The sequence below is a fragment of the Amycolatopsis sp. genome (assembly GCF_025464955.1).
Taxonomy (GTDB): Bacteria; Actinomycetota; Actinomycetes; order Mycobacteriales; family Pseudonocardiaceae; genus Amycolatopsis.
In genome coordinates, this window is sequence record NZ_JAODNM010000145.1 from 1 (window position 1) to 12697 (window position 12697).

General features: G+C 70.3%; 15 protein-coding genes. 6 read left to right on the forward strand and 9 right to left on the reverse strand.

The window, feature by feature from the left end; all coding sequences use genetic code 11:
- Window positions 1–80: 80 nt before the first annotated feature.
- Entirely contained in the window at window positions 81–296 is a 216-nt protein-coding gene (locus JWQ81_RS37225) for a hypothetical protein (RefSeq protein WP_297549171.1), read from the forward strand.
- Window positions 297–465: 169 nt separating this feature from the next.
- Here JWQ81_RS37225 and JWQ81_RS37230 read toward each other — a convergent pair whose 3' ends face one another.
- The 8 genes from JWQ81_RS37230 to JWQ81_RS37265 all read right to left on the reverse strand — a co-directional run bounded on the left by JWQ81_RS37230 (window position 466) and on the right by JWQ81_RS37265 (window position 7084).
- A complete protein-coding gene (locus JWQ81_RS37230) occupies window positions 466–2460 on the reverse strand; it encodes a copper resistance protein CopC (RefSeq protein ID WP_297549173.1) in 1995 nt (664 codons plus the stop codon).
- 67 nt (window positions 2461–2527) lie between these two features.
- Complete coding sequence (locus tag JWQ81_RS37235; RefSeq protein WP_297549174.1) at window positions 2528–3034, reverse strand: vitamin K epoxide reductase family protein; 507 nt, start codon at window positions 3032–3034, stop codon at window positions 2528–2530.
- A gap of 45 nt (window positions 3035–3079) precedes the next feature.
- Window positions 3080–3799, reverse strand: coding sequence for a hypothetical protein (locus JWQ81_RS37240; protein ID WP_297549176.1), 720 nt, complete (start codon window positions 3797–3799; stop codon window positions 3080–3082).
- A 21-nt stretch (window positions 3800–3820) separates the two neighbouring features.
- Window positions 3821–4600, reverse strand: a complete 780-nt coding sequence (locus JWQ81_RS37245) for a cytochrome c biogenesis CcdA family protein (RefSeq protein ID WP_297549178.1) — start codon at window positions 4598–4600, stop codon at window positions 3821–3823.
- Between the two features lie 129 nt (window positions 4601–4729).
- A complete protein-coding gene (locus tag JWQ81_RS37250; RefSeq protein ID WP_297549180.1) occupies window positions 4730–5044 on the reverse strand; it encodes a DUF1707 domain-containing protein in 315 nt (104 codons plus the stop codon).
- Window positions 5045–5110: 66 nt separating this feature from the next.
- The gene (locus tag JWQ81_RS37255) at window positions 5111–6448 is read right to left on the reverse strand and encodes a prolipoprotein diacylglyceryl transferase family protein (protein WP_297549181.1); all 1338 of its coding nucleotides are present in this window, start codon (window positions 6446–6448) and stop codon (window positions 5111–5113) included.
- Between the two features lie 199 nt (window positions 6449–6647).
- Window positions 6648–6884: a hypothetical protein gene (locus tag JWQ81_RS37260; RefSeq protein WP_297549183.1), complete on the reverse strand. Its 237-nt coding sequence runs from the start codon at window positions 6882–6884 to the stop codon at window positions 6648–6650.
- Window positions 6884–7084, reverse strand: coding sequence for a hypothetical protein (locus tag JWQ81_RS37265; RefSeq protein ID WP_297549184.1), 201 nt, complete (start codon window positions 7082–7084; stop codon window positions 6884–6886). Before JWQ81_RS37265 ends, JWQ81_RS37260 begins: the two co-directional genes overlap by 1 nt.
- A 157-nt stretch (window positions 7085–7241) precedes the next feature.
- Between JWQ81_RS37265 and JWQ81_RS37270 the strand changes: the two genes are divergently transcribed.
- Window positions 7242–7439 carry a hypothetical protein gene (locus tag JWQ81_RS37270; RefSeq protein ID WP_297549186.1) on the forward strand — a complete coding sequence of 66 codons (198 nt, stop codon included), beginning with the start codon at window positions 7242–7244 and terminating at the stop codon, window positions 7437–7439.
- A gap of 6 nt (window positions 7440–7445) precedes the next feature.
- Here the strand turns inward: JWQ81_RS37270 and JWQ81_RS37275 are convergent, their stop codons facing one another.
- On the reverse strand, window positions 7446–7862 hold the full coding sequence (locus JWQ81_RS37275) for a heavy metal-responsive transcriptional regulator (RefSeq protein ID WP_297549188.1): 417 nt from the start codon (window positions 7860–7862) through the stop codon (window positions 7446–7448).
- Window positions 7863–7945: 83 nt separating this feature from the next.
- Here JWQ81_RS37275 and JWQ81_RS37280 point away from each other — a divergent pair, with 83 nt between their 5' ends.
- From JWQ81_RS37280 to JWQ81_RS37295, 4 genes are all read left to right on the forward strand, one after another.
- The gene (locus JWQ81_RS37280) at window positions 7946–8161 is read left to right on the forward strand and encodes a cation transporter (RefSeq protein ID WP_297549190.1); all 216 of its coding nucleotides are present in this window, start codon (window positions 7946–7948) and stop codon (window positions 8159–8161) included.
- Between the two features lie 4 nt (window positions 8162–8165).
- Window positions 8166–10448: a heavy metal translocating P-type ATPase gene (locus JWQ81_RS37285; protein ID WP_366942370.1), complete on the forward strand. Its 2283-nt coding sequence runs from the start codon at window positions 8166–8168 to the stop codon at window positions 10446–10448.
- Between the two features lie 94 nt (window positions 10449–10542).
- On the forward strand, window positions 10543–11229 hold the full coding sequence (locus JWQ81_RS37290; RefSeq protein WP_297549194.1) for a response regulator transcription factor: 687 nt from the start codon (window positions 10543–10545) through the stop codon (window positions 11227–11229).
- Window positions 11222–12694: an ATP-binding protein gene (locus JWQ81_RS37295; RefSeq protein WP_297549237.1), complete on the forward strand. Its 1473-nt coding sequence runs from the start codon at window positions 11222–11224 to the stop codon at window positions 12692–12694. Before JWQ81_RS37290 ends, JWQ81_RS37295 begins: the two co-directional genes overlap by 8 nt.
- Window positions 12695–12697: the final 3 nt, after the last annotated feature.

The following is a 12697-nucleotide window of genomic DNA, read 5'->3' on the forward strand; positions in this document are numbered from 1 at the left end:
CGCCAAACGGGTTACCGTCGACAGTAACCCGGCCCCTTCGGTTGGCGTCATACTGGCCGACGGCGGATCGGAGGTGGGTCTTGACCAACGTTCCGGCGTGGATCAGCCCGATGCTTGCGGTCTCCGACGGCGGTGTCCTGCCTACCGGCGCGACACTGTCCTTTGAGCACAAGCTGGACCTCTGTGCACGGTTTGGTGCTGTTGGTAGGAAGGAGCCAGACCCCGACCTGGTCGTAAACGAGAAAGCGGCCCTTTATCCCGAGGCAGTCGAACAGGCCGTGACCGGCCGGCCTTGACTCTGTAGTCGATTACAGAGTCAAGGCCGGCTATGGACAGCAGTGCTGTAGCCACGCAAGCCAGGGTGAATTTACAGACCGCATTGTGCTCCGAACGGCTGGGTTGCTGGCCGAACCGCCCCGCGCGGGCGCTTCCGTCCGGACATCCACCCGACGTCCACAATCGAAGTCAATGCGGGTATTCGAAGGTGCGGGTGATCAGGTGGTTCGGGGTGACGTATTCCTCGCGCAGTATGCGGTGGTTCGTGTCGAGGAAGAGCCGGACCACCAGCCCCTGCGGGAAGACGAGGCCGATCTCGGTTTCGGTTTCGGTGGTGGCCAGGGCGACGGGGGTGACGCCGCCGTTGCCGTAGGGCTCAGTGGCGAGGAACTCCGTGCCGCTCAACGGTAGCGTGGCTTCGGTTCCGGGGTAACCGTTGTAGTCGCTGGTGACGGCCTCGTGCAGGGTCAGGTGCGGGACGGCGTGCATCGCGGTGAGCACCTCGGGCAGCACGCTGGAGTCGGTGCGCGCGGGCCAGGGGATGTCGAGGGTGGTGTTGCCCGCGTGCCAGGGCCCGGCGGCGATGCTCAACTGCAGATGGTTGACCCCGGTGCGCCAGGTGATCGGTGTGGTGAAGCAGCCCGCGCCGCACCCCCGCATCGTGAGGGGGTCCGGGCCGGGCCCGTCCGAGGTGACACTCGCGGCCAGCCGGTAGGGCGGCGGGCCGCTCGCGGCGCCGGTGCTGTCGGCGTCGTCGGTGCCGAGGTCGTCCCGGTCGGGCGTGCTCATCCGGATCACGAGTTGACCCGCGCTGGCGGTGGCGATCACGGTGACTTGGCCCGCGAGGGTGCCCGCCGGGACGACCAGCCCGGTCACCGGTGGTGGCGCGGCGAGATCGTCGCTGACCGGACGTGCGGGCGCGACCGACACGAGCACCGACGTCACCACGAGCACTCCGGCCAGGACCACGGCTTCCGCCCGGACGCTGCGTCCCAGCGGGTGCTCAGTGCGCGTTCGGCGGGAGCGGCTCAGCCGGCGCCTGCTCACGACGGCAAGCACGATCACGGCGGCGACGAGCACGATTTTGGCCAGCAGCACCACGCCGTAGAAGGTGTCGACGAGCGATGCGACCGAGGGCAGCACGATGAGGGCTTCGGCGGTGCCGGTCGCGACCACCAGCACCAGCAGGACGACGGCGAGGCGCGCGTAGTCGTAGACCAGAAGCCGGGTCCACCCCGGCCGGCCGCGCCACGCGCGCGCGGTCCGCAGGACGTGGACCAGGGCGCCGACCCACGCTCCGGCGGCGAGCAGGTGCACGATCGTCAACGCGGCGCCGAGCACGGGCGAGTCCGCGTGGGGGTGGGCACGCAGCCCCTCGGCGACCACGACGGCCACCAACGGCATGGCCGCGACCATCTCGAGCCCGCTGCCGGGTCTTGATCGGGCGAGGATCGCGAGCACGGCGGACACCAGGAACGCCACCAGCTCGACGATCAGGACGAGTCCGGCCGCCGACGACGTCAGTGTGGAGAACCCGACGCCGACCTGGTCGACGGCAAGTCCCGCCGCGGCCAGCGCGCCCAGCCCCGCTCCGATCGCGAGAAGCGGTCGCGGTCCGTCGAGAGCGACGTCGTTCGACCGGGCTTCGCGCGTGACACGCCGAGCCAGCCAGGCACCGACAGCGCCGCCCAGTGCGACGAAGAGCCCGGAAAACAGCGCCCAGCGCAACACGATCACCACCGGCGAGTCGATCGCACTGCCGCCGTTCGCGTCACCGGAGGGAACGGCGGTTCCCGCACCGACGGCGAAGGTGATGGCGCCGTCGACGAGGTCGCCGTCCTGAGCGGTGACCTCCCAGTGCACGCGATAGCCGCCATCGGCGAGCCACTCGGGCACCGGAGCGGACAGCCGCCGCCCGCCCAAGGACAGCGCGGGTCTGCCCAACGTGAACGGGTGACCGGCGGTGTCGAGAAGCGTCAGCGGTGAGGTGCTGATGCTGACTGCTTCGTCGAAGTCGAGGGTCACTGCGGTGGGGGCGGTGGCGACGGCGTAGCCCGCGGACGGGGTGCTACCCAGCAGGGTCGCGTGCGCCGACGCCGCCGGACTCGGAAGCACCAGCCAGAACACCACGGCGATCGCCGACGTCCACACCGCGCGACGTGTTCGTCCCGCAGACTTGCCCACGATCACCGGGTCACCGGGTTGCTGCACTGCATGATCTACGACCGTACTACGTAGGTTAGGTGTGAAGTCACGACCCTGTGCCATCTGGCCGCGCCGCGCGGATCATGCCCACGGTGGTCACCAGGAACAGCGAGACGGTCAGTACGTGGACGGCGGTGCACCACAGGCAGATCGCGTGCAGCACGACCAGCTCCGCCGAGACCAGGTACACCACGAACAGCAACCCGACCGCGGCGAACCCGAAGCGACCCCACCTCAGCGTCGTGTTGCCTGATCGCCATGCGGCCGGGGTGTTCAGCGCGACCATGGCAGCGAAGAACACGACCCCGAGGATCGCGACCGGGATACCTAGGACGTAGGACTCGGCGCTGGTAGTGACCTTCTCGCAGTTGATCGCACCATTGCTCGAGCAGATCAGCACCGCGGGGCTGGCGAAGTGCGCGACCGTCAGGTAGATCGACACCGCGAGCCCTGCGACAGTCAGCACCAGTGCCGTGACCGGGACCCAGCGCCCGCCGGCGGCAAGGGGAGATGTCGCGTCTGGGCCGGTCATGCCCGGTTCGCTCGGAGACATTCAGACTTTTCCCTTCTCACACACGGTGCTGGTGATCGTGCCTGGCTACTCGCCCTGCGGGAACTTGTAACTGGCCGGCACCGACTCGTGGGGTTGCGGCTGGCCGTAGATCAGGGTGATCTCGTCGTGGGCGTTGATCATCACCGCGGCCGGGTTACCGGTGCGCGGCGTGCCGTTGACGTAGACGCGCACGGTGTTGCCGCCGGTGGCGCGCAGGGCTCCGAGGTTGTCCGCGGACAGGCTGACGGCCCATTCGCTGAAGAACTCACCCAGGCTGAACTGCCGTGTGACGGGCGACTCGATGTGGATGACGCCGGTCGCGTCGTGGGTGTGCACGGGGCTGATGCTGCCGCGTGTCTGGTCGATCCCGAGGAACGCCGGAACTTCGACCGGTTGCCCGTCGACGCGGACGTCGAGGTGGGCGTGGATGTGCTCGACCGCGCCCTCTTGGTCCAGCATCGGCAGCCCCGCCGCCCGTACCGCGGCGGTCGCGTCGGCGGGGGCGGGCCACGGCGGCGCGATGTCGCGACCGACCGCGGTGATCGCCGCCGGGCTGGTCAAGTTCGGTGACGCGCTGCCCGGCTGCCGGGAGCCCGACGAGGTGGCCACCACGATGACGACGACGAGCAAGGCGACCACAACGACAGCCCCGGCACCGAACAGGAGCCCGCCACGCCGGTGGCTGGATCGGGCTTGTGCTACGGCTTTCTGCGCGGATCGCGCCGACGCAGCCCGCTTGGTAGTCGACTTCTTCTTGCCTGGCATAGGAATTCTCCACGTAAGGTGCTAGATGGGGATGGTGAAGCCGGAGATCGGGCCGCGCAGCCACGCGATCACCTCGCCCCACAGTCCGGTCACCAGCGCGACGCCGATGACGAGCAGGAACACGCCGCCGACCTGCTGGACGCGGCGGATGTGGCGGCGGACCCAGCTGGTGGCGCCGACGGCCCAGCGCGCGCCGAGGGCGAGGGCGATGAAGGGGAGCCCGAGTCCGAGGCAGTAGGCGGTGATCAGCAGGAGTCCTCGCCAGGTGGTGGGGCCGACGTTGGTTCCGCTGGCCAGGGCGATGACGCCGGACAGCGTCGGGCCGAGGCACGGGGTCCAGCCCAGTCCGTAGACGGCACCGAGCAGCGGGGCACCCCACAGCCCGTCGTGGGGCTTATGCCGCAGCTTGATGCCGCGTTGCATCATCGGGAATGCGCCGAGGAACACCAGGCCCATGGCGATGGTGACCACGCCGCCGATGCGCTGCAGCAGTTCTTCGTTGAGCAGTAAGGCGTCGGACAGGCCGAGGACCGCCATGGTCGCCGCGGTGAACACGACGGTGAACCCGAGGACGAACAGCAGGGCGGCGCCGGCGACCCGCCAGCGGCCGATGGTCCGCGTCGTGGCCCCGGCCGCGTCGACCGGTGGTGGCTGCGCGCCGACCAGCCCGGCGAGGTAGGCCAGGTAGCCCGGCACCAGCGGCAGGCAGCATGGTGAGGCGAAGGACACTGCGCCCGCGGCGACAGCGAGCAGCGCGGCGAGTAGCAGGGGCCCGGACACGGCCAGGTCGGTGAAGTTCACCGCTGCCGCCCGCTCCGGCATTGTCGTGTCTGCCGCATCAGCGACTCCTTCGCACTCATCTACGTACCTACTGCGCAGGTTAGTAGATGGTGGGGGGAGAGGCGTCGGGTGGTCAGAGAAGTGGCTCGCTCACATCATCGAGCTGATCGAGCACCCGGTGCCGGCCAAGCCGACAAGAAGGATGAGGACACCGCTCGCGAGCAGCGCTGCCAGTACGAGTAGTAGCGGCATCACAGCCGGATGGGCTCTGGTCGGCGCTCTCGTGGCAGGACTGGGAAGGTCGTGTGTCAGCGCGGCGAGGTCGCCCACGGTGCGCGCCCGGTAGGCCGCGGCGGAGCGCTCGGAGAACTCGTCCAGCGTCAGCCGCCCGGCACCGACCTGCGTGTGCATCGTGTCGACGACCTGCTCGCGGTCGGCGTCGGACGCACGAATCCAGGGTTCCATCAGCACCACCTCGTCGATCGCGTGATGTCCGGGCCGTGTCGCCAGGACGCGGGAGAGCGGGCTGCGTCAGGCAAGTGCGGCCACCGCCACATCGACGAGCAGGACCAGCGCGCTCGCGCCGAGGGCCAGCGTGCGCCCGAGGGACGTCGCCCGCGGTTCGGCGCGGAAAGGGAACAGCACCTGGCGGCACAGGGTGTAGGCGGCGATCGCGCCGAGGAAGACCGCGCCGGCGAAAGGCGGATCGGCGGCGAGCGTGAGCGGCAGGGTGACGAGGCCGATCAGCAGGGCCACGGCGGCTTCGACGAGCTGGATGGGGATGCGGCGGATGCCGACCCGGCGGTCGGAGGACCACAGGCCCCACCGCGACGTCGTCGGCCGCCCAACGCAGCAGCCGGTCAGGAAGCAGCCCGGTCTGCCGATGGCCATGCCGAAGAAAAGCCCGGGCGTGGTCGCGTCCAGGAATGCGCCGACCGGGATCCCTGACACCGCCAGCGCGAGGGCCATCGTGGCGATCGCACCCACCAGAAACCCCTGGATACAAGCGCCGGCATGGATGAACGTGCGCAGCGGCTTGCGGTGCTGGACGAGGTACCAGGTCTTCGCACTGAGGTAGCCGACGATGCTCGCGCCCAGCGAGATCGCGACCGAGGCGGGCACGTCGACGTGCGCCCTGGCCAGTAACACGGCCTGGAGCACGACGGCGACCACGACGCCGAGGCCCACCAGCGCTGGCCACATCGCGAGTCGCACACCGGGCCCGTGGACCAGGTGCACCAGCCGCGTGTGGGCGGTCAGGTCACGCCGGGGCAGCCGCGGCCCGATCTTCGCCGCGGCGGCGCTGGTCGCGGTGTGCCGCGCATCGAAGTACCGCACGGGCGTCGCGGTGACCCGCCATTCGCCGGGGTTGATGCCCGAGGGCCGGGTGGTGATCGCCACCCGCCCCTGGCCCGGGGTGATCGCGTCGACGCGCTCGACCTGGTCGAAGCGGTCACCCGGCTCCGGGGCGCCGTCGACTCCGACGCGCGTGCCGACGAACCGGACGTTCACCGAGAACGGCGGCCCGCTCGTGCCAGCGTCGAGCCAGCACGTCGCGGCCAGCGCGTGCGGCCCGGCCTCGGAGACCGCCGCGGCACACCCTCCGCCGCCTCGCTCCTCATCGGTTGTGGGTGCGGCTGCGGGACGGACAGCCGGGATGTTTGACGCGGGTGCGGGTGCGGGTCCGGCGGAGGCGAGCGCCTTCGGCTGCTGCGACCGCACGGTCGACGTGGCGGCCGCGACCCGCACCCGATCCCACTGGGACGCCTCGGCGCGGGGAGCGAACCCTGGCGTGTCGGCCGACCGGGTTGTGGTGGTGGTTTTGCGTGCTTGTCGTCGGGCGGTCTTCTTGCGCGATGTGGTGCTCATGGATTACCGGTCTTTCACGTCAGCGCCGATGCGCCCAGCGCCTGCACGGAGGACCGAGGGTGGGCAGCACGAAACCAGCGGTGTGGGTGAGGTGGTGGTGCGGGCCTGTCGGGCTGGATATCCGTTCGGTGCGGACCGCGGTCTGCCCGATGACCAGCCCGGTCGCGGTGGCGCGGGAAGCCGTTCGTCGGCTGGTGCGTCAGGCGTCGGTGGGAGGTGCCGGTTCGCCGCTGGGCACCCGGCCGCTGTCGAGTGCGTCCTGGGCGCGCAGGACGCGGAGCTCCTCGCGCAATTCGGCGACCTGCCGGTCGACGTCGGCGTTCTGGGCGAGATTGCTTGCCGTAGCGCACTTCCCGCGTCGATGTGGCCGGACGCAGAAGTAGTAGACCGCGGCGATGGTGGCGATCGCGAGGAGTGCGGCCAGGCCGGTGGACATCAGTGCGCGCCGGTGGCGCTCTGAGTGGCGCGCTCGGCCTTGAGGGCCTCGATCTCGGTGCGCAGCTGGTCGACCTGCTGCTGACTCTGACCGTCGGCGGGTGCGGTGGTGTTGTTCTTGCCGCGCATCATCATCCACATCATGGCGCCCATGCCCACCGGACAGGCCAGGGCGGCCACTCCCAGAAACAGTGCCTGCATAAGTCCTCCTCGTCGGATGGCCGGTAGCACCGACCTTCATCTACGATCTACGTACGGACATAGTAGATGAAGTGGGCGAGTGGTGCACCCAGTCCGGCGCGGTGACCTCACCCGACCAGGAAACCGCGCCGCAGACTGACGTCGACCAGGAGCTGTCATGGCACATCGAGAGCCGGAATCCGCCGAGGCGCCATGCCTCTACGCCGACACAGCAGGCGCTTTCGTGCTGTGCGCGTTGAGCCGCGACGGCCGCGATGACTTCGTCGCGCATCTCGATACCTGCCCACGATGCGACAGCGACGTCGAGGAGCTGCTTCCCGTGGTGCGGCTTCTCGACACGGCCAGGCCCTGCTGAGCGGGATCAGTTCGCGGACGCCGCAGGGTCGCCTTCCAGGATCCAGCAGACGGCCGAGTCATCATGCGGTGTCGGCTCACCCTGCTCGGCCCGGTCGAGCAGAGCCTGCAGGTGGCCTTCCAGGGCGACGAGTTCGGCGAGCTGGCCGCGGACCTGGTCCAGTCGGTCGTGCAGCACGGTGCGCACGTGCCCGCAGGGGGTGTCCCCGCGGTCGTAGACGGTCAGGATCTGGCGCACTTCCTGCAACGACAACCCGGCGGCTTGTCCTCGGCGGATGAACCGCAGCCGGTCCACGATCTCCGGTCCGTAGTCGCGATACCCCGACGAGGTGCGCGCCGGTGGCGGCAGGAGGCCTGCGTCCTCGTAGAAGCGGATCGTTTTGGTGCTCGTGTCGGTGACCTTGGCCACTTCGCCGATCTTCATCCGATTCTCCCCTTGACCTTCCAGTGCACTGGAAGGATAACACTCGATCACGACAAGACCGCTCCCTTCTGGAGGTGTTCGTGATGACCACACAGACCCTGTCGGTGCCGGAGATCTCCTGCGCTACCTGCAAGACCGCGATCGAGGGCGCGTTGGCACCACTCGACGGCGTCGAGACGGCCGTGGTCGACATCGCCACCAAACAGGTGAGCGTCGACTACGACGAATCGAAGATCGGCCGCCCCCAACTGGTCGCGGCGATCGAAGAACAGGGCTACCAGGTTGGAAATGAGGACTGAGATCGTGAGCGACACAACAACACCCGACCTGACGAGCATCGAGTTCGCGGTCCACGGGATGACCTGCGGGTCCTGCGCGACCCGGGTCCAACGAGTCCTCGGCAAGCAGGCCGGCGTCACCTCCGCGGAGGTCAACTACGCGACCGGCACCGCGCACGTCGTGCTCGCCGAACAACCCGCCGAGCCTGCCGCGCTGACCGCGGCGGCGGAGAAGATCGGCTACGGGCTAACACCCGTCACGCCCGACGCCCCCGGCGACACCCACGACGAGGAAGCCGTGGCCGCGGAACGGTCCTGGCTGCGCCGGGTGATCGTAGGCTGGCCACTCGCACTGGCCGTCGGCTATCTGGCGATGTTCTCCGGCGAGCTCCGGACGCAGCCGTGGGCGCACTGGACCGAATTCGCGCTCACCACACCCCTGCAGTTCTACGTCGGCTGGCCGTTCCTGCGCGAAGCCGCCCGCCGGGCCAGGCGGCTCACCGCGAACATGGACACCCTGATCGCGATGGGCACACTGGCCGCGTACCTCTTCTCGACCGCGCAGTTGCTGTTCTTCGGCGGCGACATGTACTTCGAGAGCACCGCCCTGATCATCGCGTTCCTGGTACTGGGCCGCTACTTCGAGGCCCGCGCGAAACAACGCGCCGGCAACGCGATCCGCGCGCTACTGCAACTCGGCGCCAAAGAAGCCCGCGTCCTGCGCGACGGAGCCGAGATCATGATCCCGGTCGCACAGGTCCGCGTCGGCGACCTGATGCGCGTGCGGCCGAGCGAGAAGGTGCCCACCGACGGCGATGTCGTCGACGGCGCCAGCGCGGTGGACGAGTCGATGCTGACCGGCGAGTCGATGCCGGTGGAGAAGACCGTCGGCTCGACCGTCGCCGGGGCCACCGTGAACACCAGCGGTGTCCTGACCGTGGCGGCCACCGCGGTCGGAGCACACACCGCGCTCGCGCAGATCGTCGCGATGGTGTCGGCCGCCCAGACCGGAAAGGGACAGGCGCAGCGGCTCGCCGACCGGATCTCCGCGGTGTTCGTCCCCACCGTGATCGCGCTGGCCGCGGCGACGTTCCTCGGGTGGTGGCTGATCGGCGGTGACCCGGTGGCGGGGCTGGTCGCCGCGGTCGCGGTGCTGATCGTCGCCTGCCCCTGCGCGCTCGGCCTCGCCACCCCGGTCGCGATCATGGTCGGCACCGGACGCGGCGCGAAGATGGGCATCCTGATCAAAGGCGTCGAGGTGCTCGAACGAACCCGCGAGATCACCACCGTGGTGTTCGACAAGACCGGCACCCTGACCCGCGGCGAAATGTCACTCACCGACGTCCACCCCGCCGACGACACCGGCGAACACCAGCTGCTGCGGCTGGCCGGCGCGGTCGAGGCGGACAGCGAGCACCCGATCGGCCAGGCCATCGCCACCGCGGCGCGAAACCGGACCGGCAGACTCCCGGCCGCACGCGACTTCGCCGCGGTAGCCGGGTACGGCGTACGCGCCGAGGTCGACGGGACCACCGTGACCGTCGGCCGGCGCACGATGCTCGCCGAGAACGGACTCGAGCTGCCGCGCGAGCTCGACGAACAGGCCGAACGATGGGAGTCCGCCGGCAAGACCGCAGTGTTCGCCGCGTGGGACGGCCACGTCCGCGGTGTGCTCACCGTGGCCGACACCCTCAAGGACGACGCCGCCGAGGTTGTCGCGCAGCTGCACCGGATCGGCCTGAAGGTCGCGATGATCACCGGGGACAACGCCCGCACCGCCGCCGCGGTCGCGGCCCAGGTGGGGATCGACCGGGTCCTGGCCGAGGTCCTCCCGGCGGACAAGCAGTCGGAGGTGTCCGCGCTGCAGGGCGCTGGGGAGGTCGTGGCCATGGTCGGCGACGGGGTCAACGACGCCCCGGCACTGGTGCAGGCCGACTTGGGGATCGCGATCGGCACCGGTACCGATGTGGCGATCGAGTCCAGCGACCTGACCTTGATGCGCGGGGACCTCGCCGGGGTGCCGAACGCGATCCGGCTGGCGCGGCGCACGTACCGCACGATCCTGCAGAACCTCGGCTGGGCGTTCGGCTACAACGTGCTGGCGATCCCGCTGGCGGCGTTCGGTCTGCTCAACCCGATCATCGCCGGCGCGGCGATGGGGTTCTCCTCGGTCAGCGTGGTCGTGAACTCGTTGCGGCTGCTGCGGTTCCGCAACGCCCGACGGGCGACACCCCGCATGGCCGCGCCCTACACGGAGCAGGACACGCCGCTGAACGACGGCGAGCACGTACGCGTCCCGCAGCGTTGACGGCAGCCGGATCGACGGGGAGCCGGCTCCCCGTCGATCTCGTCCACGGAACACAGCAGGCGCGAGGAAGGCAGTGAGAACCATGGTGGCACCGGTGATCTTGGTGGTCGACGATGAGACGAAGATCCGCCAGCTGCTGCGGTCCTACCTCGAGCGGGAGGGCTACACCGTTCTCGAAGCCGCCAGCGGCGGGGAGGCGCTGGAGCTAGCGGCGACGGTCGACCTGGTGATCCTGGACCTGCGATTGCCCGACCGGCCGGGACACGACATCGCCCGGCACCTGCGGCGCTCCACCGACGTGCCGGTCATCATGCTCACCGCCCGCGCCGGGGAGGCCGACCGGATCGCCGGACTGCGCCTGGGCGCCGATGACTACGTCACCAAACCGTTCAGCCCCGGCGAGCTGGTCGCCCGGGTGACCGCGGTGCTGCGCCGCGCCACCGGCGAGAGCACCCCCGGCGCCGCGCACTCGTTCGGCGGCGGCGCGCTGCGGATCGACACCCAGCGCCGCGAGGTAGTCGTCGATGACCGGCCGGTTGTGCTGACCCGCTCAGAGTTCGACCTGCTCGCCGCGCTCGCCGGCCGGCCGGGGCGGGTGTGGTCACGCCACGAGCTGGCTCGTCGCGCCCGCGGCGAGCGCGACGGTGACACTGACGAACGCACCATCGACGCCCACGTCAAGAATCTGCGCCGCAAGCTCGACGACCCACCGGCGGTCGCGCGGCTGGTGGAAACCGTCGCCGGTGTCGGCTACAAGCTGGGCGTTGACCGTGATGCCTAGCCTGCCGCTGTGGCTGCGGGGGCGGGTGGCCCGCCGCCTCGCACTGGCCATCACCACCGCGGCGGTGGCCGCGGCCGCGCTGACCGCGATCGTGGTGAACCTGGCCTTCGGGCAACGGTTCGCCGACTACCTCGATACCCAGCAGCAGGCCCGCGCCCAGCAGGTGGTGACGCTGCTCGCCGCCGACTACCAGACCGATCAGGGCTGGCGCACCGAGTCCCTGGACCGCCTCGCCCCGGGATTGGTGATGTCCGGTGACACCGTCGAGCTGCTGGCACCCGGCGGGCGAACGATCTGGTCGCTGGCCGACGCCGGTGTCGACCCGGCAATGACGGTCATGCACCGCACGATGATGGGCACGCCAGAGCTTGCCCCCAGCGTCCGGGGCGCGATCACGGTCGACGGGCGAGAGGTCGCCACGGCGGTGCTTGCGGTGCCGCGCGCCGCCGCGCCCGCCGCGGACCGGGACTTCCGCGACGCGGTCAACGGTCTACTTCTCGCAGCCGGGCTCGGCGCCGGCGCCGTCGCCCTGCTGGCTGGCCTGTTCCTCGCCCGGCGCACCACCCGGCCGCTGGCGGAGCTCACCGCGGCCGCCGACGAGTTGGCCGCCGGGGTCCGCGATCGCCGCGCGCACGTGTCCTCGCGCGACGAGATCGGGCAGCTGGCCCGGTCCTTCAACACGATGGCCGACGCCCTAGACCGCGAGGATGAGCTGCGCCGCGCCTTCGCCGCCGACATCGCCCACGAGCTGCGGACCCCGCTGACGATCCTGCAAGGACAGCTCGAGGCCGTCCGGGACGGGATCACCCCGGCCGACGAGCAGCTGATCACCTCGCTGCACGAGGAATCACGGCGGATGACCCGGCTCGTCGCGGACCTGGAAACCATGGCCGACGCCGGCGCGGCCGGATTCACCTTGCAGCGCAGTCAGGTCGCGCTGCGCCCCCTCATCGCCGCCGCCGTGGACAGGCTGGCGGCTCATGCCGCCCAGCGTGGCGTCCGGCTTGTTGCGCTCCTGGAGGAGGCCACCGTGGCCGCCGACCCGGTGCGGATCAGCCAGGTGGTCACCAATCTGCTGAGCAACGCCGCCACCTATACCCCGCCCGGGGGCACCATCACCGTCACCCTGGCGCGCAGCACCGACGGCGCGGAACTGGCGGTCGCCGACACCGGGTCCGGTATCCCCGACGACGAACTCCCGCGGGTGTTTGACCGCTTCTTCCGCGGTGCCGGGGCCCCGCCCGGCGGCTCGGGCATCGGCCTGGCGGTCGCCGCCGAACTCGTCGCCGCCCACGGCGGCACCCTCACCGCGCAGAGTGGTCCCCGGTGTGGAAGCCGGTTCCTCGTCCGGCTTCCCGCCACCGCGCCGGGCCGCGCACCGCATTCACAGGATCTTCATCACCTCGCCCTAGCGTCGAACACGTCGGCCGAGATCGTCGGTTCGACGACCACCAGCAGGAGGTAGAAC

Coding starts and splice junctions, on each gene's coding strand:
- JWQ81_RS37235 (WP_297549174.1), bottom strand. CDS start 3,034: ATGTCTCCGAGCGAACCGGGCATGACCGGCCCAGACGCGACATCTCCC.
- JWQ81_RS37240 (WP_297549176.1), bottom strand. CDS start 3,799: ATGCCAGGCAAGAAGAAGTCGACTACCAAGCGGGCTGCGTCGGCGCGA.
- JWQ81_RS37250 (WP_297549180.1), bottom strand. CDS start 5,044: ATGGAACCCTGGATTCGTGCGTCCGACGCCGACCGCGAGCAGGTCGTC.
- JWQ81_RS37255 (WP_297549181.1), bottom strand. CDS start 6,448: ATGAGCACCACATCGCGCAAGAAGACCGCCCGACGACAAGCACGCAAA.
- JWQ81_RS37260 (WP_297549183.1), bottom strand. CDS start 6,884: ATGTCCACCGGCCTGGCCGCACTCCTCGCGATCGCCACCATCGCCGCG.
- JWQ81_RS37265 (WP_297549184.1), bottom strand. CDS start 7,084: ATGCAGGCACTGTTTCTGGGAGTGGCCGCCCTGGCCTGTCCGGTGGGC.
- JWQ81_RS37270 (WP_297549186.1), top strand. CDS start 7,242: ATGGCACATCGAGAGCCGGAATCCGCCGAGGCGCCATGCCTCTACGCC.
- JWQ81_RS37275 (WP_297549188.1), bottom strand. CDS start 7,862: ATGAAGATCGGCGAAGTGGCCAAGGTCACCGACACGAGCACCAAAACG.
- JWQ81_RS37280 (WP_297549190.1), top strand. CDS start 7,946: ATGACCACACAGACCCTGTCGGTGCCGGAGATCTCCTGCGCTACCTGC.
- JWQ81_RS37295 (WP_297549237.1), top strand. CDS start 11,222: ATGCCTAGCCTGCCGCTGTGGCTGCGGGGGCGGGTGGCCCGCCGCCTC.